16 protein-coding genes are annotated in these 19,319 nt (G+C 72.6%); 13 read left to right on the plus strand and 3 right to left on the minus strand.

Features of this window, described 5'->3' with window-relative positions; all coding sequences use genetic code 11:
• Positions 1–23: 23 nt before the first annotated feature.
• The 3 genes from LL648_RS35785 to LL648_RS35795 all read left to right on the plus strand — a co-directional run bounded on the left by LL648_RS35785 (position 24) and on the right by LL648_RS35795 (position 4,297).
• Positions 24–2,993 carry a BTAD domain-containing putative transcriptional regulator gene (locus LL648_RS35785; RefSeq protein WP_232667268.1) on the plus strand — a complete coding sequence of 990 codons (2,970 nt, stop codon included), beginning with the start codon at positions 24–26 and terminating at the stop codon, positions 2,991–2,993.
• Positions 2,994–3,210: 217 nt separating this feature from the next.
• Positions 3,211–3,402 (plus strand): hypothetical protein, encoded by a 192-nt coding sequence (locus tag LL648_RS35790; protein ID WP_232667269.1) that lies wholly within the window; start codon positions 3,211–3,213, stop codon positions 3,400–3,402.
• 97 nt (positions 3,403–3,499) lie between these two features.
• Complete coding sequence (locus tag LL648_RS35795) at positions 3,500–4,297, plus strand: polysaccharide deacetylase family protein (protein WP_232667270.1); 798 nt, start codon at positions 3,500–3,502, stop codon at positions 4,295–4,297.
• 133 nt (positions 4,298–4,430) lie between these two features.
• On the opposite strand, the gene LL648_RS35800 is transcribed toward LL648_RS35795, so the two are convergent.
• Together LL648_RS35800 and LL648_RS35805 are read right to left on the minus strand one after the other, a co-directional pair.
• Positions 4,431–6,152 (minus strand): polysaccharide biosynthesis protein, encoded by a 1,722-nt coding sequence (locus LL648_RS35800; protein ID WP_232667271.1) that lies wholly within the window; start codon positions 6,150–6,152, stop codon positions 4,431–4,433.
• Positions 6,153–6,509: 357 nt separating this feature from the next.
• Positions 6,510–7,814, minus strand: a complete 1,305-nt coding sequence (locus LL648_RS35805) for an Nramp family divalent metal transporter (protein WP_232667272.1) — start codon at positions 7,812–7,814, stop codon at positions 6,510–6,512.
• 94 nt (positions 7,815–7,908) lie between these two features.
• On the opposite strand from LL648_RS35805, the gene LL648_RS35810 reads away from it, so the two are divergent.
• Positions 7,909–8,607 (plus strand): ribonuclease activity regulator RraA, encoded by a 699-nt coding sequence (locus LL648_RS35810; RefSeq protein WP_232667273.1) that lies wholly within the window; start codon positions 7,909–7,911, stop codon positions 8,605–8,607.
• 75 nt (positions 8,608–8,682) lie between these two features.
• On the opposite strand, the gene LL648_RS35815 is transcribed toward LL648_RS35810, so the two are convergent.
• The gene (locus tag LL648_RS35815; RefSeq protein ID WP_232667274.1) at positions 8,683–9,333 is read right to left on the minus strand and encodes a GntR family transcriptional regulator; all 651 of its coding nucleotides are present in this window, start codon (positions 9,331–9,333) and stop codon (positions 8,683–8,685) included.
• Between the two features lie 165 nt (positions 9,334–9,498).
• Between LL648_RS35815 and LL648_RS35820 the strand changes: the two genes are divergently transcribed.
• From LL648_RS35820 to LL648_RS35860, 9 genes are read left to right on the plus strand one after another with little or no spacing between them, the layout of a single operon-like run.
• A complete protein-coding gene (locus LL648_RS35820; protein ID WP_232667275.1) occupies positions 9,499–10,389 on the plus strand; it encodes an FAD binding domain-containing protein in 891 nt (296 codons plus the stop codon).
• Positions 10,382–10,891 (plus strand): (2Fe-2S)-binding protein, encoded by a 510-nt coding sequence (locus LL648_RS35825; RefSeq protein WP_308190439.1) that lies wholly within the window; start codon positions 10,382–10,384, stop codon positions 10,889–10,891. The genes LL648_RS35820 and LL648_RS35825 overlap by 8 nt, the downstream gene beginning before the upstream one ends.
• Entirely contained in the window at positions 10,888–13,323 is a 2,436-nt protein-coding gene (locus LL648_RS35830) for a xanthine dehydrogenase family protein molybdopterin-binding subunit (protein ID WP_232667276.1), read from the plus strand. The genes LL648_RS35825 and LL648_RS35830 overlap by 4 nt, the downstream gene beginning before the upstream one ends.
• On the plus strand, positions 13,323–14,186 hold the full coding sequence (locus tag LL648_RS35835; protein WP_232667277.1) for a branched-chain amino acid ABC transporter permease: 864 nt from the start codon (positions 13,323–13,325) through the stop codon (positions 14,184–14,186). Before LL648_RS35830 ends, LL648_RS35835 begins: the two co-directional genes overlap by 1 nt.
• Before the next feature lie 2 nt (positions 14,187–14,188).
• Positions 14,189–15,148 (plus strand): branched-chain amino acid ABC transporter permease, encoded by a 960-nt coding sequence (locus LL648_RS35840; protein WP_232667278.1) that lies wholly within the window; start codon positions 14,189–14,191, stop codon positions 15,146–15,148.
• A complete protein-coding gene (locus LL648_RS35845; protein ID WP_232667279.1) occupies positions 15,145–16,395 on the plus strand; it encodes an ABC transporter substrate-binding protein in 1,251 nt (416 codons plus the stop codon). Before LL648_RS35840 ends, LL648_RS35845 begins: the two co-directional genes overlap by 4 nt.
• Complete coding sequence (locus LL648_RS35850) at positions 16,392–17,129, plus strand: ABC transporter ATP-binding protein (protein WP_232667280.1); 738 nt, start codon at positions 16,392–16,394, stop codon at positions 17,127–17,129. Before LL648_RS35845 ends, LL648_RS35850 begins: the two co-directional genes overlap by 4 nt.
• Positions 17,126–17,854: an ABC transporter ATP-binding protein gene (locus LL648_RS35855; protein ID WP_232667281.1), complete on the plus strand. Its 729-nt coding sequence runs from the start codon at positions 17,126–17,128 to the stop codon at positions 17,852–17,854. The genes LL648_RS35850 and LL648_RS35855 overlap by 4 nt, the downstream gene beginning before the upstream one ends.
• A gap of 37 nt (positions 17,855–17,891) precedes the next feature.
• A complete protein-coding gene (locus LL648_RS35860; RefSeq protein ID WP_232667282.1) occupies positions 17,892–18,716 on the plus strand; it encodes an IclR family transcriptional regulator in 825 nt (274 codons plus the stop codon).
• The last annotated feature ends 603 nt before the right edge of the window (positions 18,717–19,319 follow it).

The raw sequence follows: 19,319 nt of genomic DNA on the forward strand, positions 1-19,319 counted from the left end.
GCGCGTGGTGTCATCCTTGATCCGTGCCGAAGCCCCGCCTCGACGTTCTCGTGCTCGGTCCCACGTCGATCATGGCCGGGGAGAACGCCCTCACGGTCGACCGGATGCTCGAACGCGCCGTGCTCACACGGCTCGCGATCGCCGGTGGGAATCCCGTCCCCGACGAGCGGCTCGCGGCCGACCTGTGGGGCGACCTCGAACCGCACCGCCTCACCGCGCGGCTGCGGGTCGTGGTGTCCCGGCTGCGCGCGACGCTCGGTGAGCACGCCGCCACCATCTCCCGCTCCCCGGCCGGGTACCAGGCCGCGGCGCACACCAGCGACCTCGTCGCGGCGCAGGCCGCCGCCGACCGGATGCACGCGGCCGCCCGCGCGGGGGCCTACGACACCGTCCGCGAGGCCGCGCGAACCGCCCTGGCCTGCTGGCGCGGCTCGTCACTCGGCGACCTGCGCACTGTGCCGTTCGCGGCCATGGAGTCCGAACGGCTCGACGCGTGGCGGGTCGAGCTCACGGTGCACCGGCTGCGCGCCGAGATCGCCCTGGGCGGTGCCGGCGAGCTGATCGCCGAACTCGCGACGCTCGCCGGCGAGTACCCCCTGCACGAGCCGATCGCCGGGCTGCTCGCCCACGCCCTCTACCGCAGCGGCCGGCAGGCGGACGCGCTCGACCGCCTCGCCAAGCTGCGCCGCGCGCTCGCCGACGAGCTGGGCGTCGACCCGGCGCCGGACACCGCCGAGCTGGAGCTGCGCCTGTTGCGGCAGGACCCCGGCCTGCTCGCGACACCTGTGGCCACCGCACCCATCTCGGCTGTTGCGACGGTGCCACCCGCGACACCGCAGGCCCGGCCGCCGATCACCGCGCCGTCGACCAGCTTCCTCGGCCGCGACGGTGAGCTGGCCGCGCTCGCCGCCCAGCTGCAGGAGCCCGGTGTGGTGACGCTCGTCGGCGGGCCGGGCAGCGGGAAGTCGCGGCTCGCGATCGAGGCCGCGGCCCGCATCGCCGAGCAGGGCCGGCACGTCGTCGTCGTCGAGCTGGGCCCCGTGCAGCGCGAGGACGCGATGGCGACAGCGCTGAACTCCGCCGCGGGCGTCGACGCCGGCGCGGGCGACGCGATCCGCGCCGTCGCGTCCGCCATCGACGGCGCGCTGCTGCTGATCGACAACGCCGAGCACCTCGTCGAGCAGGTCAGCGCCACCGTGAAGGCGTTGCGCACCGCGGCACCCGGCCTCACCGTGCTCGTGACGTCGCAGCGGCCGCTGCTGCTGGCCGAGGAGTCCCAGCGCCGAGTCTCGCCCCTGCCCCGCAAGGCCGCGATGACGCTGTTCACCGACCGCGCGTCGGCCGACGCGTTCCCCGCCGATCCCGCCACCACCGAACAGGCCGTCGCCACCATCTGCGCCGCCGTCGACGAGCTGCCGCTCGGGATCGAGCTGGCCGCCGGCCTCACGCGGACGCTCTCGGTCACCCAGCTCGCCGGCCGGGTCAGCGACCGGTTGCGGCTGCTCATCGGTGGTCGCCGGGACGCGGCCGGGCGCCACACCAGCCTGCGCGCAGCGCTCGACTGGAGCCACGAGCTGCTCGACGGGCCGAGCCGCACGGTGCTGCGCCGCATCGGCGTCTTCACCGGCGGGTTCAGCCTCGAAGCCGCCGAGTTCGTCGCGGCGCTGGCAGAGGACGAGACGGGTGACGTCGCGCCGGCGCTGGCCGACCTCGTCGACCGGAGCCTCGTCACAGCAGTGGGCAGCACCGCAACCGGCGGGCAGCGGTTCACCCTGCTGGAGACGGTGCGCGACTACGCGCTCGCGCAGCTGGCGGGCAGCGACGAGACCGACGCGATGCGCGCGCGGCACCTGCGGTGGTGCCTCGAGTACGTCCGTGAGCTGGGCGAGGACGACTTCGCCTCCCCCGGAGCCGTAACCGCGGTGTTCGCCGAGTGGCCCAACCTGCTCTCGGCGCTGGAGCTGGCCGCCGGCACCGAGCGGGCCACCGACGCGCTACGGCTCGCGAACGCCCTGCACACGCCGTGGGTGGCGCGCGGGTGGTTCCGCGAGGCCGTCCGGCACTTCGCCCGCCTGTCGGGCGCGCCCGGGCTCGCGCCGGCCGAGCAGGCCCGCGCGCTCAGCGCCCACGGCTACCACGCGCTGCAGGCGCAGCGCCTCGACGAGGCGGCGGAGCTGCTGGCCGCCGCCGCCGAGATCACCGCGACCATCGACGACCCCGAGCTCGCCCTCGCCGTGCGCTACTACCTGGGGTTCGTCGACATCCAACGCTGCCGGCCCGCGGCCGCCATCGCCGCGCTCGCGCCGGGCGAGGAGCTGGCGAGAGCGGCCGGTCTCCTGCGCAGGGCCGCGACCTTCGCCGACGCGCTCGGCACCGCGTACCTGATCTCCGGCGAGCCGGAACGGGCCGCCGAGCAGTACCGCGTGGCGATCGCGATCGACAAGGAGCGCGGCGACGAGCCACGCCTGTCCGTGAGCCTCTGCAACCTCGCGCAGGCGCTGCTGGGCACCGGCGACCACGAACAGGCGCTGCGGCTCGCCAACGAGTCCGACGAGTACGCCCGCCGCATCGACGACCACCAGGTGATGCCCACCAACGCCATGGTCAGGGCGAGCGTCGCCATCGCCGAAGGACGCCTCGACGACGCCGAGGCGCACGGCCGAACCGCCGTCACCACCAGCGAGCCGGGCTCCGGAGCGGGTGCCCCCGACCTGGCCGACGTCCTGATCATGAAGGGCGAGCTCGGCGAGGCGCGTGAGCTGCTCGACGAGGCCTACCGCACCCTGCAACCGGGCACGACGTCGTGGTTCACCGCGCGCCCCGTCTCGGCCGCGCTCGCGCTGGCCTCGGGCGACGTCGACGAAGCGCGCCGGATCGCCACCGAGACCCGGGCGGCGTTCACCAGCAGCGGGTTCGCGTGGCCGCGCTACGCGCAGCGGCTCGACGAGGTGGAGGCGATGCTGGCGGCGCGCGCCGGGACCCCCGCTTCCTGACCTACGTCCCGAACCTCGTTCGAGGGACGACGTCCCCAACGCGGGTGAAACGGATGGGCTGGACGGGTGTCAAGGTTTGCTGGCCGGGCCGACCTGTTCGAGCTGCTGTACTCTCCTCGCGACCACTCTACGTAGCGATCGGGTTGGCGGTCGGTGAGATGGACGGTGACGGGAGCACGGTGCTGTGACCTCGCCTCGACCCGCTGACTTCGCCCGCGTGGCACCCCCTCCCGCCGACGCCCCCGACGGGACGTTGGGCCCCACCATCCCCGAGGAATGGTGCCGGCTCTGCTGGCGGGAACGGCTCGTCTGGCGCGGCGGGCACTGGTGGCTCGACCACATCGGACCCGTCGACAAATGCACGCACGATTGCCATACGGGATTCACGTTCCTCGAGTCGACGAGCTGAAAAATCACCGTCGCCGTCGTTAACGCCGGCCGCAGTTCGGTGCGAGTTACCCGTCGACGGTGAGGCGTCGCCACCGCGCAGAGCGAGGAGGGGGCGTGTGGAGGGGTACCGGGCGCCGGGAGCGTGGGGGGCGACGACTCGCCGTCAACGCGCGACCGCAACGCCCGTCCTGCTCTACCACGGCGTGCACGACGACCCCGAAGGGCCGGCCGAGCGCGGGCACTTCCATCCCGTCACCAGCGTCCGGCGCGACGACTTCGCGCGGCAGCTCGACGCCATCTCCGAGGCCGGGTACCGCACCCGGCGCCTCGACGAGGTGGACGGACCGGCAGCCGACAAGCGGATCGTCCTCACGTTCGACGACGGCGACGTCTCGAACGTCGAGGTCGTGCTGCCGATGCTGGTCGAGCGCGGAATGGTCGCGGAGTTCTTCGTGGTGTCCGACCTCATCGGCACGGTGGGCCGCGTCGGCCCGGGGGACGGCGCGGTGCTCAGCGCAGCCGGGATGGGTGTGCAGAGCCACACCCGCACGCACCGGCCGCTGACCGTCCTCACCCCGGACGAACTGCGGGACGAGCTGGTCACCAGCCGGCAGGTGCTGCAGCAGTGGGCCGGCAGCCGGGTCACCGCGGTGTCCTTCCCGGAAGGGCGCGGCCGCCAGCGGGAGCACCTCGCCGCCCTGCGGACCGGCTACACGCACGTGCTCGGCTCGCTCCCCGGCCCCAACCGGCGCTGGGAGCAAGGCGCCTGCCTGGAGCGGATCGCGATCACCCGCCAGACCTCGACGGAGCAGTTCCGAGCGCTCGTCACCTGGTCCGGGGTCGGGCCGCTGCGGGCCCGACTCCGCTACCACACGTTCGAAGGCGTCAAGCGGGTGCTCGGCAAGACCGCGTAGCGGCGCACCACGTCGTGCCGCAGGAACAGCCCGAACTTCCCCACCGTTTTGCCAACCTGCACGCCCCTGCGGGTGTGCAAGTTGGCAAAACGGTGGGGACCTTCTACTGGTCGTCGACGCCGCGCTCGGCCGGCTACGGCGCCGCTTCCGCGTGTGCGGCCGCCCCGCCCGAGCCCGCCCTGCCCGAGCCGCCGCCGGCGCTTGCGAGCCGGGGCCTGTGTGGCTGCCGCCCACCGGTCAGCTCGATCATCGAACCGGACGGGTCGCCCACCATCGGGAGTCCGGCGATCTCGTCGAGGTCCAGTGCCGGCACGTCGACGTGGGAGATCGCCGGGTGCAGGGGGCGCAGGTCCTGCTCGCCCGCCCCGAAGAGGTCTTCGTGCAGCTTCTCGCCCACGCGCAGTCCGGTGTAGACGATCGGGCAGGTCTGCCCGGCCAGCGCCATCAGCTGCTCCGCGAGGTCGACGATCCGCACCGGCGCACCCATGTCCAGCACGAGGACCTCGCCGGGGCGGCCGATCCCACCGGCCTGCACGACCAGCTCGACGGCCTCGGGGATAGTCATGAAGAAGCGGGTGACGTCGGGGTGGGTGATCGTGAGCGGCTTGCCGCTGCTGATCTGCTCCGCGAACGTCGTGATCACCGAGCCGCGGCTGCCGAGCACGTTGCCGAACCGCACGGACATGTACGGGAGGCCGGTCGAGGTCGCGACGCTCGCGACGAGCCGCTCGCCGACCCGCTTCGACCGCCCGAGCACGCTGATCGGGTCGGCCGCCTTGTCCGTCGAGATGTTCACGAACCGGTCGACACCGGCGCCGAGCGCCGCCTCCAACACGTTCTGCGTGCCGAGCACGTTGGTCTTCCACGCCTCCTCCGGGTACTGCTCCAGCATCGGCAGGTGCTTCAGCGCGGCGGCGTGGAACACCACGTCCGGCTGCCTGAGCTGGAAGATGTCGTGCAGTGCGCCGATGTCGCGGATGTCGGCGAGCACGACGTCGGACGTGTCCAGCAGCGCCCGTCCCTTGATCGAGAGCTGCACGGCGTGCAAGGCGGACTCGTCGCGGTCGAGCATCATCAGCTCGGCCGGCCCGAACCGGTCGATCTGGCGGCAGAGCTCGGACCCGATGGAGCCCCCGGCCCCGGTGACGAGCACCTTGCGTCCCCGCAGGAAGCCGGCGATCGCGCTGACGTCGGTGTCGACGGGCCGGCGGCCCAGCAGCGCGGTGACGTCCAGGTCGCGCAGGTCGCTGAGCCCGACCCAGTCCTTGAACAGCTCCTTCAGCGGTGGCAGCACCTGCACGCCGAGCCCGGCCTGCGCGGCGGCCTCCGCGATCTCGGCCACCGTGGACGGATCGGCGCTGGGCATCGCGATGACCAACCGCCCGGCTCCCGTCCGGGCGGCGACCTCCGCGATGTCCGCTCTGCCGCCGCCGACCGCGATGCCCGCGACCTTGCGGTGGCGCAGCGCCGGGTCGTCGTCGAGCACGGCGACCGGTCGGTAGCTGCCTCGCGGGTCTGCGTGCATCGCCCGGATCAGCTGGCGGCCGGCGTCGCCGGCCCCGAACACGATCACCGGCCGCATCGGCGTGCGGGCCCTGCGGCCACGCACCTCCTTCGCCATCACCCAGAGCACCCGCGCCCCGACGGCGAGCGGGATCATCACCAGCGCGGCGGCAAAGGGCACCGATCGGGGCAGCTGCAGCGGTGCGGCGACCGCCACGGCCGTGAGCACGACGGCGACGCCGGCCGCGACGAGCGCGAGCGTGACGGCCTCCTCGGCGCTGCCCGGGTAGTGCCGCCCGCGGTAGGCGCCGGACAGCACACCGCCCGCCCATTGGGCCGGAACAGCGATCACCAATGCCAGCAGGATTGCGTTGAGATCGATCGCGGAAAGGTCGCCGTCGAATCGCGACCAGGTGCCGACGAATAGGGCAACAGCCCAGGTGACGGCGTCAAGTGCAGGCAACAGAATTTCGCGGTAGCGACGCCTCAGCGGCGCATGGTCGAAGGAGTACAACAAGCGCCATCCGATCTGCCCGCAAGTGACACGGACGTTCCCCTCCTCGCCCCGCCCGCCGCATACGACTGCTGCGGCGGCCCCGTGCGGGGGTGCCTCTTCCCGGCCCGTGTGGAGAGTCGCTTCCGCGCGGACGCGCGTTAGCGACCACTCTGGGTGTCTCTTCCGACACCGACCGGAATGGGCGCGGGGTGATCAGCCCGCGATCGTCGTGATGGCCTTCGTGATCCCCTGCACCGCGGCCGCGGCGACGAACAGGGCAACGAGCCCGAGCCCGACGTTCTCCTTCCAGCTGTTGCGGTGCACACCCATGATGTCGGCGCGGTTCAGCACGACGATCAGCGCGATCACGATGAGCAGCAGGAACGGTGACGTGAGGACGTGGGAGACCACGACGAGCGCGATGAAGCCCGGAGCGCCGGGCAGCGACCACAGCACCGCGACCAGGCCCCAGACGATCATCCAGCGGTAGATGGGGTCCTTCGCGGGGGCACCGGGGTACCGCTCGGCACGGTGCGGGCGCACGACGTGCAGCGACTCGACCACCATCTTGCCGAGCGCGAAGATCGAGCCGGCGACCGTCGTCCACGCAGCGCCGAGCAGGCCGAGGTAGAAGATGTACGGACCGACCGGGCCGACGGCCGTGCCGAGCGCTCCGGCGATGTCGCCGGCGTCGCTCACGCCCTGCTTGCCGAAGAGCACCTCGGCTCCGATCGCCCAGATCGCGACGCCGAGGAACAGCACGACGACCGTGCCGAAGAGCAGGTCGTACTGCTGGACCTTGCGGTGCGCCGGGGTCGTCCAGCCCTTCTCGCGCAGGAACTCCGGGTAGAACAGGTTGGCCATCGAGCCGAGCGTCGCCAGCACCAGGCTCGACGCCACGAGCCCCGAGTCGAAGAGCCCCTGCTGCGCCGGCAGCTCGAACGCGAATCCCTTGACCAGCTCGCCCCAGTTGATCCCCACCATGATCATGCCGACTACGAACGTCAGCACCATCACCACGAGGATGACCTTGAAGATCCGTTCGACCAGCAGGTACGCACCCTTGAGCGTCACCGCGAACACGGAGAGCGCGCCCACGACGGCCCACCAGAACGACGGCAGCCCGCCGAAGAGCCCTTCCAGGGCCACTCCCACGCCGCTGAGCGTGAAGGCCATCAGGATGTGGGTGTAGATCACGAACGAGACGAGCATCAGCCAGCCGAACGCCGGGTGCGCCCGCGCGATCCCGCGCACGATGCTCGGGTCGCGCTGCACGTTGTAGAGCGGGTACTTGCCCAGCGCGTTGACGAACACGTACCGGAACACCAGCGAGAGCGGCAGCACCCAGAGCAGCGCGTAGCCGTAGTTGCCGCCCGCGACCGAGTTGTCGATCAGGTCGCCGGTCCCGACCCAGCTCAGCGCCACGACGATGCCGGGCCCGAATGCCGTCAGGTAGCCGAGGAAGCTCGCCGCCGGTGGGGCGCTTGCCGGTGCCTCGGGACGCGCCGGGTCGCTCATCGTCACTCCTCGCCGTCGAGGTCTGCGGTATCTTGGTGTATTGGTATACCAAAGTTGTCGACAACACGCGAGACCAGAAGTGCGAGGCACCCCCATGACACCGCTCTCCCCCGCAACCTTCGAGCGGCTCGCCGTGGTGAGCACGGCGACCGTCACGACACAGCTGATGGCCCGCGGGCTGCGCAACACGTTCCTGCACGGCCTGACGCCCCTGAACCCCGGACGCGCGCGGATGGTCGGTGAGGCGTTCACGCTGCGCTGCATCCCGTCGCGCGAGGACCTCGACGTGCTCTCGGTGTTCCAGGACTACGACCACCCGCAGCGCAAAGCCGTCGAGTCGGTCGGGCCCGGACAGGTGCTCGTCGTCGACGCCCGCGGCCGGACGAGGGCGGCGTCGCTCGGGCACATCCTCGCCACCCGGCTGCTGCGCCGCGGCGCCGCCGGGGTCGTCACCGACGGCGCCGTGCGCGACAGCGCCGGGTTCGCGGCGCTCGACCTGCCCTCGTTCGCCGCCGGCGCGAGCGCGACCACCAACCTCGCGCAGCACCACGCCGTCGACATGCAGGTGCCGATCGGGTGCGCCGAGGTGCCCGTCTACCCCGGCGACATCATGATCGGCGACGCCGACGGCGTGGTCTGCGTGCCCCGCCACCTCGCCGACGAGGTCGCCGCCGACGCCGTCGAGCAGGAACGGCTGGAGGAGTTCGTTCTCGACCGCATCGACGCGGGCGCCCCGCTGCGCGGCACCTACCCGCCCGACGCCGACACGCTGCGCGAGTACCGCACCCGCTGAAGCGTCGACAACGACGTTTTGGCTGTTGTTAGCGCTAACAAACGACCAGAACGTCGTTGTCGACGGTCTACCCGGTCAGGCCAGGCGCTTGATCGAGCTCTCGATGTGCTCTCGGAGCAGCTTTTCCGCCGCTTCCGGGCGGTGGTCCTTCACTGCCGCGAGGATGTCGCGGTGCTCGCCGGCCTCCACCTGCCACGTCGGCCACTGCTCCCAGAGCAGCGTGACGATGCCGAGCGCGGTGAGATCCTGCAGGTCGTCCAGCGCCGTGACGACGAGCGGGTTGTCGCACCCGGCGTAGAGGTGCCGGTGGAACCGGCGGTTGGCCAGCATCAGGCCCAGCCGGTCGCCCGCCTGCGCGCAGCGCGCCGCCTCGTCGAGCGCCCGCGCCGCCTCCTCGACGTCCGTGGTCGGTGATTCCGCGGCCCGCCCGGCCGCCCACGGCTCCAGCAGCACCCGCATCTCGTAGACCCGCCGGACATCGGCGTCCTCCAGCCGGCGCACCGCCAGCCCGCGGCCACGGGTGGGCGTGAGCAGCCCCGACGACGTCAGCGCGATCAGCGCCTCCCGCACCGGCGTCTTCGAGACCCCCAGCAGGTCGGCGAGCTTGCGCTCGACCAGCACCTCGTCGGGCTTCAGCTGCCCCGACAGGATCGCCGTGCGGATCGAGGCCGCCACGAGATCGGACCGGGTGGTGGACCGGCCCAGCGGCGGCAGGGAGAGCGACACGTCGATTGGTATACCACTCGTCCGTTTCCTCACCCGACGGACAGGTTCGACCGCCCGGTCGGTTGACTCCGCAACCAGGTCTCCCAAAGACTCCCTCCCGTTCGAAACGCCGCACGCTGTTCCGCATCTCGAACACAGCGAGACCCGTCAAGGAGGACGCGTGTCGTGAAGCTGCCCGCTTTCGCCTACCACCGCGCGGATTCGCTCGCCGACGCCGTCGATGCGCTGGCCGTGCACGGGCCGGAGGCCAGGGTCCTCGGCGGCGGCCAGAGCCTCCTGCCGCTCATGGCGTTGCGGATGTCGGTGCCGGAGGTGCTCGTCGACATCAGCACGGCAGCGGACCTGCGCCACCACGAGGTGCACGACGGCGGAGTGACCGTCGGCGCCGCCGTGACCACCCGCACGCTGGAGACGGATCCCGGCGTGCACCCGCTGATCAGGAGCTGCCTCGCCCGGATCGGGCACGTCGAGATCCGCACCCGCGGCACGGTGTGCGGTTCGCTCGCCCACGCCGATCCTGCTGCCGAGCTGCCGGCGCTGCTGCTCGCCGTCGAGGGGTCGGTCGAGCTCGTCGCCGCACACGGCAGCAGGGTCGTCCCCGCCGCCGAGTTCGTCGCTGGGCCCTACACCACCTCCATCGACGACGGCGAGCTCGTCGCCGCCGCCACGCTGCCCGCGATCGCGGCGTCCGCCGGCTGGTCGGTCCGGGAGATCGCGCGCCGCTCGGGCGACTTTGCGCTGGTCGGCGTCATCTGCGTGCTCGACGTCGACCGTTCCCGGCGCTGCCACGACGCCCGCGTCGTGCTCTTCGGCGTCGCCGCCACCGCGGTGCGCGCCACCGCCGCCGAGGAGGCGCTGCTCGGCGAGATCGTCGACGGGCTCAGCGTCGAGCAGGCCGCCGAGCTGGCCTTCACCGGCGTCGACGTGCTCGGCGACCTGCACGGTTCCGCCGAGTACCGCCGCCGCGCCGGCGCCCGGCTGGTCGCCGCGGCGCTCGACGAGGCCGCCGACCGCGCCCACGACACCACCACGAGCAGGGCGGCCGCCCGTGCGTGACACGCACGAGCCGGCACCGGTGACGGCCAGGGTGAACGGCCGCACGGAGAGCGCCGCCGTCGCGCCGCGGACCACGCTCGCGGACTACCTCCGCCACGGCCTCGGCCTGACCGGCACCCACCTCGGCTGTGAGCACGGCGTCTGCGGGGCCTGCACCGTCCTGCTCGACGGCAACCCCGTGCGCTCGTGCCTCACCCTCGCGGTGCAGGCCCACGGGCGCGAGGTCCGGACCGTGGAGGGGCTGGCCGCGCCGGACGGCACGATGCACCCGCTGCAAGAACGGTTCTGGCGCCACCAGGCGCTGCAGTGCGGCTTCTGCACGCCGGGGTTCCTGATGGCCGCCCTCGCGGCCGTCGACGAGGAGCCGGACATGAGCCGCGACCGGATCCGCGAGCGCCTCTCCGGCAACGTCTGCCGCTGCACCGGGTACCAGCCGATCGTCGACGCCGTCGAGGGTTTCTCGGCCGATCGCGCAGCGGAGCATGCTGGGGAAGACCGGTGACGCTCACCGACGGCTGGGTCGGGCGCCGCGTCCGGCGTTCCGAGGACCCCAAGATCCTGCTCGGCCGCGGCCGCTTCGTCGACGACGTTCGCCCCACCCGCTGCCTGCACGCGGCGTTCGTCCGCTCCCCCGTCGCCCACGCGACGATCGTCGCGACCGACGCTTCCGAGGCCGTGCAGGCCGGTGCCACCGTCTTCACCGCTGCCGACCTCGACCCGCTCTGCACACCGTGGAAGGGCCTCCTGGACTGGCCGGGGCTGGCCGCGGGCGACCAGCGCCCGCTCGCCTCCGGGAAGGTCCGCCACGTCGGCGAGCCGGTCGCGATCGTCGTCGCGGCGAGCCGGGCGGAGGCGGAGGACGCGGCCGAGCTGGTCGACGTCGAGTACGCGGAGCTGCCCGCGGTGGTCGACCCGATCGCCGCGCTCGAGCCCGGCGGCCCGCTCGTGCACGACGAGCTGGGCGCCAACCTGGCATTCGAGTCGTGGTTCGGCACCAAGGACGAACACGCGGTGGACGCCGCGTTCGCGCAGGCCACGGCCGTGGTCGAGGTCGCGATGAGCACCGCGCGCCACACCGCGACCGCAATGGAGCCGCGTGGAGTGCTCGCCGAGTACGACCCGGTCGCGCGCGAGCTGACCGTGCGGATCTCGACGCAGGCGCCCAACATGCTGCAGTCGGCGTTCGCGGAGATCCTCGGCCTGCGGGAGAACTCCGTGCGGATGCTCACCGACGAGGTCGGCGGCGCGTTCGGCATGAAGGCGCACGTCTACCCGGACGAGATCGCGACCTGCGCGGCCAGCATGCTGCTGGGCCGGCCGGTGTCGTGGATCCAGGACCGGGCCGAGTCGCTACAGTCCGACACGCAGGCCCGCGACGAGCGGGTCCGGGCAGCGATCGCGCTGGCGGGCGACGGGACGATCATCGGGCTGCGCTCGGAGATCGTGAGCGACGGCGGCGCGTACTCGGTCTACCCGCGCAGCATGGTCACCGAGGGCATCCAGGTCTCGACGATCATGCCGGGCCCGTACCGGGTGCCGGCCTACCGCTCGCACCTGCGGGTGGCGATCACCAACAAAGCGCCGCTCGCGGTCTACCGCGCGGTCGGGCACCCGGTGGCGATCCTCGTCATGGAGGCGTTGCTGGACGAGGCGGCGCGCGCGGTCAAGCTCGACCCGGCCGAGCTGCGGCGGCGCAACATCCTGAAGCCCGAGGAGCTCCCCTACACCTCCGCGGCCGGCCACGTGTACGACTCCGGCTCGCACCGGGAGTCGCTGGAGCGCCTGGTCGACCGGATCGACATCGGCCGGCATGCCGCGGCCGCCCGCAGGCGCGGGACGCTGCTCGGCGTCGGGATCGCCTGCTTCGTGGAGGTCACGGCGCCGGGCGTCGCGTTCTACGGCGCCCGCGGTGCCCCGATCACCGCCCACGACCAGGTGGAGGTGCGGGTCGAGCCCGACGGCACGGCAACGGTGCTGCTCGGCACCCCCGGGCAGGGCCAGGGCCTGCACACCACGGCGGCGCAGGTCGTGGCCGACCACCTCGGGATCCCGTTCGACCGGATCAACGTCCTCAGCGGCGACACCCGCACGATGCCGCACGGCACGGGCGTCTGGGCCAGCCGCTCCGCCGTGGTCAGCTCCGGCGCAGCCGCCGCGGCCGCGCGCGAGGTCAAGGCGCGGATGCTGGCGATCGCAGCGCACCTGATGGAGGTCGACGCGAGCGACCTGGAGATCGTCGACGGCGCCGTGCGGGTGGCGGGCGCTCCCGACAGCCGCATCGACGTCGCGCACGTCGCCGAGGTCGCGCACTGGCGCACCCACCAGCTCCCCGACGACCTGCAGGTCGCGCTCGCGGCTATCGGCGAGTACCGCGGCCCGAACGTCACGTTCAACAACGGCGCGCACGGGGCGGTCGTCGAGGTCGACGAAAGCAGCGGGCTCGTCCGGATCGTCGACTACGTCTGCGTGGAGGACTGCGGTGTGCTCATCAACCCTGACATCGTTGACGGGCAGATCCGTGGCGGCGTGGCCCAGGGTGTGGGCGGAGCGCTGCTCGAACGCCTCCACTACGACGGCGACGGGCAGCTGCTCACCTCGACGCTGCTCGACTACCTCCTGCCCGCCGCGCCCGACCTGCCGGACATCCGGATCACCCACATCGAGACGCCCAGCCCCACCCCGCTGGGCGTCAAGGGTGCGGGCGAAGCCGGCGCCGCCGGCGCGCCCGCGGCCGTGCACAACGCGGTGAACAACGCGCTCGCCCAGCGAGGCGCGCGCGTCTGGCACCAGCCGATCACACCCGAGCGGGTGCTGCGCGCGCTCGACGAAGCGGCCGACCGGCTCTGGCCGGACCGGTCGGACGCACCGGCCGTCCCGCGGTGGACCGACCCCGAGTCCGAGCCCGAGTGCGATCAACCGGAAGGAGACGGGTGATGTCCGGTGGCGAACTGCTCCTCACCACGTTCAACGGCTTGAGCTTCGCGGGGCTGCTGTTCCTCGTCGCGAGCGGGTTCACGCTGATCTTCAGCCTGATGGGCGTGCTGAACCTCGCGCACGGCAGCTTCTACCTGTGGGGCGGCTACCTGGGGCTGGTGACGCTGGGCGCGACCGGCAGCTGGGTGCTCGCGCTGCTGGCCGGTGCCCTCGGCGTCGCGCTGGGCGGCGGGGTGCTGGAACGGCTCGTCTTCCGCAGGGTGCGGGGGATCGAGCTGTCGGAGGTGCTGCTCTCGGTGGGCATCTCGCTCGTGCTCGCCGATCTCGCGCTGGCGCAGTTCGGCGGCGACTCCCTGACGATCGCCCCGCCCGCCGCGCTCGCCGGCAGCGTCGAGCTGGGCGGGCTGGTGGTGCCGCGGTTCCGGCTCGCCGTGATCGTCGCGGCGGTGCTCGTGATGATCGGGCTGGCGGTGCTGCTGCGCCGCACCCGCGTCGGCGCGATCATCCGGGCCGGCGTCGACGACGAGGAGATGCTCGACGCGCTGGGCGTGAACGTGCGCAGGGTGGCGGCCGCGGTGTTCGTGCTCGGCGCGCTGCTGGCCGGCGCGAGCGGGGTCGTCGGTGGGGTGTTCTTCGGCGTCTACCCGGGTGCCGACGCCGAGATGCTGCTGTTCGCACTGGTCGTCGTGGTCGTCGGCGGGCTGGGCAGCCTGCAGGGCGCCGTCGTCGGGAGCGTCGTGGTCGGGCTGGTCTACAGCTTCGGGGTCGCGCTGGCGCCCGACCTCCTCTACTTCGTGCTGTTCGGGCCGATGCTGCTGGTGCTCGTGCTGCGGCCCCGCGGAATCCTCGGAGGTCGGCTGTGAACATGCGTGTCACCGGCTTGGTCGTTCTCGTCGTGCTCGCGGTGCTGCTGCCCTACGGGGTCGGCGAGTACTGGGTCGGCATCGCCACCGAGGCGGCGATCTTCGCGATCGTCGCGCTCGGCCTCAACGTCCTCATGGGCCTCGGGGGGCTGGTCTCCGTCGGGCACGCCGGGCTGTTCGCGACCAGCGCCTACGCGACCTCGCTCGCTCAGCAGCACCTCGACCTGGGCTTCGCGACGTCCGGGCTGTTCGCGATCGGCGTGACGATCGCGGTGACGGCGCTGGTCGCCGCGCTGGCGGTGCGCACGACCGGCATGTACTTCCTCATGATCACGCTGGCCGTCGGGATGCTCGTCTGGGGCCTCTCGCACCGCTGGTCGTCGCTCACCGGCGGCGAGAACGGCTCGGTCAGCGGGGTCCGGCCGGCCGGCGTCACGCGCTACTACCAGTACTACTGGCTGGTGCTGGGTGTGCTCGTCGCCGTCGCGGTGGTGCTCTGGTACTTCCAGCGCTCCCGGGCGGGGATGCGCATCCGCGGCACCCGCGACAGCGCGGCCCGGATGACGAGCATGGGCTACTCCCCCGCGGCGCAGCGGTTCGTCGCGTTCCTCGCCTCCGGCACCGTGACCGCCGTCGCCGGCGTGCTCTACGCGGGCTACTACCCGGTGGTGAGCCCGTCGACGGCGCACCTGTCGATGTCGATCCTGTTCATGCTGATGGTCATCGCGGGCGGGTCGTCGGTGTACCTCGGACCCGCCGTCGGCGCGATCGTGCTGACGGTCCTGCGCGCTGCCGTCTCCGCAGAGACGCAGCGGTGGGCGACGATCATGGGGTTGATCCTGGTCGCGGTTGTGCTCTTCGCCCCCGACGGGATCTCCGGGACCCTGCGCGGCCGGCTGCGACGAAGAACGGCCGTCCCACCGCAACCGGCCCGGGAGCCCGTCGCGCAGGGCGCCCGATGAGGGCCCGGGCGTTCACCATCACCCTCATGGCGCTCGCGCTCGCGGCCTGCGCCCCACCCGCTGCCGACGACGTCGACGTGCACCGCACCACCGGACCGCTCTCCATCGGGTTCGTCGACAGCCTGTCCGGGCCGCTCGCCGGCGCCGGGACCGACATGCTGCAGGGCGCACGCCTCTGGCTCGACGAGAACGGCGGCACGATGTCGGGCCGCCCGGTCGAGCTGCTCGTCGAGGACGACCACGGCTCGACCGAGACCGGCGTGCAGGTGACGAAGCGGCTGGTCGAGGCGAACGGCGCCGACCTCGTGATCGGGCCGCTGGCCGGCAACGTCGGCGTCGCGCTCGGCCGGTACGTCACCACCACCGAGGTCCCGCTGGTCTACCCCATCCCGACGAGCGACGTGTTCGTCCACGAGAACTACCCGACGGTGTTCCCCGTCACCGGCACGGCGCCGCAGTTCAACGCGCCGCTCGGGCAGTGGGCCGTCGCCAAGGGGCACCGCAGGGTCGTCACGATCTGCTCCGACTACGCGTTCGGCCAGCAGGTCTGCGGCGGCTTCGCCGACCGGTTCCGCGCCGCCGGCGGCGAGCTCATCTCCCAGATCTGGCCGCCGCTGGGCAGCTCCGACTTCGCGCCGTTCATCTCACAGCTGCAACGCACGCCCGCCGACGCCGTGTTCGTCGGCCTGATCGGCGCGGACAGCGTGAAGTTCCTGAAGGCGTGGAAGGACTTCGGGATGTCCGGACGCGCGACGCTGCTCGGCTCCGACCCCGCGTTCGACCAGGCCGTGCTGCGCGGCGTGGGCGCCGACGCCGTCGGGCTGGTCTCGGTCGGGCACTTCGCCGAGGGCCGCGACAACCCGCTGACCAGGAAGTTCAGCGAGTCCTTCCAGCGCGCCTACAAGAAGCTGCCCAGCTACTACGCCGCCAGCGGCTACCTCGCCGTCGACTGGACGGCACGGGCGATCGCGGCGAACGGCGGCAAGGTCGGCGAGGCGGCCGACTTCGTGCGGGTGATGCGCTCGATCGACTACCCCGACAGCGTGTTCGGCCCGATCACCGTCGACGACCGCGGCCAGCCGGTCTACAGCGTCTACCTGCGGGAGGTCGCGGCGGGCCCGGGGAACCTGCCCTGGAACACCGTCACCGAGACCATCCCGGACGTCGGCGCCACCGGCGGGCTCAGCTACGACGAGTACCTCTCCCGGCCCATCTTCTCCCGCGGCTACCAGGGAGGCACCCCGTGACCCACGCACTCAAGACCGCGCCGAGGACCGTGCTGGACCTCGAAGACATCGGGCGCGAGTACGGCGGGCTGCGCGCACTCGCGCAGGTCAGCTTCAGCGTCGCCGAGGGCGAGCGGGTCGGGGTGATCGGCCCCAACGGGGCCGGCAAGAGCACGCTCTTCCGCGTGATCGGCGGCGCCGAGCGGGCCAGCCACGGCACGCTCGCGTTCGCCGGCCACGACATCGCGCGGGTGCCCGCCCGGCGCAGGGCCCGGATGGGGATCGGGCGGACGTTCCAGATCACGGAGCTGTTCGGCTCCCTGACCGTGCGGGAGAACCTGCTGCTCGCCGCACGGGCCGCCGACCGGATCGAGCCCGTCGTCGAGCGGTTCGGGCTGGCCGGACAGCTCGACACCCCGGTGTCTGCGCTCGGGTACGGGCAGCAGCGGCTCGTCGAGCTCGCCGTCACGTTCGCGACGGGCGCGCGGCTGCTGCTGCTCGACGAGCCGGCGGCCGGGCTGGGGGCCGCCGAGCGCGTGCTGATCTCCGAGGCCATCCGCGACCTGCCCTCCGACGTCACCGTTCTGCTGATCGAGCACGACATCGACCTCGTGCTCGGGCTGGTGCGCCGCGTGCTCTGCCTCGCCGGCGGGCGGCTCGTCGCCGACTGCCCGGCGGGCGAGGTGCGCACCAACCCCGCCGTCCGTGAGGTCTATCTCGGTGAGGTCCACCTCGGTGAGAGCGAGAGCGCATGAGCACGTTCACCGTCGCCGGGCTGGCCGCCGGCTACCAGGGCCACCCCGTCGTCGACGGCATCGACCTGACGGTCGAGCCCGGCGAGGCCGTCGCGCTGGCCGGGCGCAACGGGATGGGCAAGACCACCACCCTGCGTGCCGTCATGGGGCTCGCCGAGCCCGCCGTCTCCGCGGGCAGCGTCCGGTTCGGTGACGTCGAGCTGCACGGCAAGGCGCCGCACCACATCGCGCGCGCCGGCATCGGGTACGTGCCGCAGGGGCGGCGGATCTTCCGCAGCCTGACGGTCGCCGAGCACCTCGCCGTCGTCGCGCGGCCGGCGCGGGCCGGCTACGAGCCGTGGACGATGGACCGGGTCAACGAGCTGTTCCCGCGGCTGGCCGAGCGTGCCGGGCAGTTCGCCGGGACGCTCTCCGGCGGCGAGCAGCAGATGCTCGCCATCGCCAGGGCGTTGATGACCAACCCGCTGCTCGTGCTGCTGGACGAGCCCAGCGAGGGGTTGGCGCCGCAGATCGTCCGGCAGGTCGGGGACATCATCGCCGCGCTGCACGCGAGCGGCGTCGGCGTGCTGATCGCCGAGCAGGACCTCTCGATGGTGCGCAGGGTGGCCGACCGGGTGTACTTCCTCGACCGCGGCACGGTCGCGGCGCAGGTCACGGCCGCCGAGCTGGACGCTCACGCCGACCTGCTGGAGCGGCACCTCGGTGTCGGCGCCGGACACGCATAGGCTGCGGGCTCCGCTGCGAAGAACGGACCCGCACACCGTGAGCGACACCGACGACCCCACCCGCCCGGCCGTGCCCGCCGTGGCGCGTGCGGTCCGCATGCTGGAGGTCGTCGCCGAGTCCGACGGGATGACGCTCACCGAGCTCTCCCGCGCGATCGGCGCGCCGAAGAGCAGCTGCCTCGCCGTCTGCACGACGCTCGTCGAATCGGGGATGCTCGTCCGCACCGCGGGGGGCACCTACCGGCTCGGGCTCAAGGTCGTCCAGCTTGGGCGGTCGTACCTGAGCCGGTCCGACATCGCCGCCGAGTTCCGGCGGGTCGACGGCGAGCTCGGGCTGCTCGCGGACGACACGATCGTGCTCTCCGTGCTGAACGGGCGCGAGGTCACCTACGTCGACACACGCCACGGCCGCCGTCCCGTCGCCGTGCACTACGAGATCGGGATGCGGCTGCCGGCGCACTGCACGGCCAGCGGGAAGTCGCTGCTGGCTGCACTGCCGCCGGGGAGCGTCGGGGCGCTCTACGCCGACGCCCGGTTCGACACCCTCACCCCGCACAGCATCGACTCCCTGCGCGAGCTCCGCCCCGAACTCGACCGCGTCCGGACGCGCGGCTACGCCGTCGACGACGAGGAGACCGCGCTCGGCATGATCTGCTTCGGCGTCGCCGTGCTCGGCCCGGGCGGCGGGCCCGCGGGCGCGATCAGCGTCAGCATGGTGAAGGCCGCCGTCGACGGGATCCGCGCCGCCTCGGCCGCGCACGCCATCCTGCGGCTGGCGCAGACCCTCACCGTCCGGCTCGGCGGGCCGCCGCGCGAGATCCCGGTGATCGACGCGTCGCCGTGGGCGGCGCTGCTGCCGTGACTCCACCGGCGAGGTCGGGGTGCGTGCGAAACGCACACGTTGCCGGGAAAGCCACTTTCCAGGCAACCCCACCCGGCCGCCCGGGGCGTCAGAAAGCCACTTTCATGCAACCACGTTGCGTGAAAGTGGCTGTCAGGTGGATCGCTGCAGCCACCGCGGTGGACCCGCGCCCGAGGTCCCTGGGGCTGGCCGATCGTGAGTGTGCTGAGGGCTGTCGAGGCAGCCCTCAGCACACTCAGCTCGACGAGCACACCCGCCTCGGCGAGCGCGGGAAGCGCGCGAACGGCACTTTCGGGCCAACCTATCGTTCGAAAGTGCCGTTCGCGCAGTTCACTTGGGTGTGGGAAGGGCAGGAAAGTCCGCCATGGCCCTCCGGGGCCGCCACGAGGGATGTGAATCCCAGCTGGGGCGCGCTCGGGTCCGCGGCCCGCGAGTAGGTCGAGGGCCGGAAGTCGGCGACCTCGCAGAGCCCGGTGTGTCCTCGCAGAGCGTGCGCGGTCTGCGCGGACACACCTGGGTCTGCGCAGTGGTCTGCCCGGTCACACGCGACCCAGGACTGGGCCGGCCGGGGTGCCAGGAAAGCCACTTTCCTGTCCTGTGGTG

This window comes from Pseudonocardia sp. TRM90224 (assembly GCF_021245725.1).
Taxonomy (GTDB): domain Bacteria; phylum Actinomycetota; class Actinomycetes; order Mycobacteriales; family Pseudonocardiaceae; genus Pseudonocardia.

What these genes read in the sequence shown, in the direction of transcription:
- LL648_RS35845 (WP_232667279.1), top strand. Translation starts at nt 15,145, where the DNA reads ATGAGGGCCCGGGCGTTCACCATCACCCTCATGGCGCTCGCGCTCGCG.
- LL648_RS35835 (WP_232667277.1), top strand. Translation starts at nt 13,323, where the DNA reads ATGTCCGGTGGCGAACTGCTCCTCACCACGTTCAACGGCTTGAGCTTC.
- LL648_RS35810 (WP_232667273.1), top strand. Translation starts at nt 7,909, where the DNA reads ATGACACCGCTCTCCCCCGCAACCTTCGAGCGGCTCGCCGTGGTGAGC.
- LL648_RS35805 (WP_232667272.1), bottom strand. Translation starts at nt 7,814, where the DNA reads ATGAGCGACCCGGCGCGTCCCGAGGCACCGGCAAGCGCCCCACCGGCG.
- LL648_RS35855 (WP_232667281.1), top strand. Translation starts at nt 17,126, where the DNA reads ATGAGCACGTTCACCGTCGCCGGGCTGGCCGCCGGCTACCAGGGCCAC.
- LL648_RS35840 (WP_232667278.1), top strand. Translation starts at nt 14,189, where the DNA reads ATGCGTGTCACCGGCTTGGTCGTTCTCGTCGTGCTCGCGGTGCTGCTG.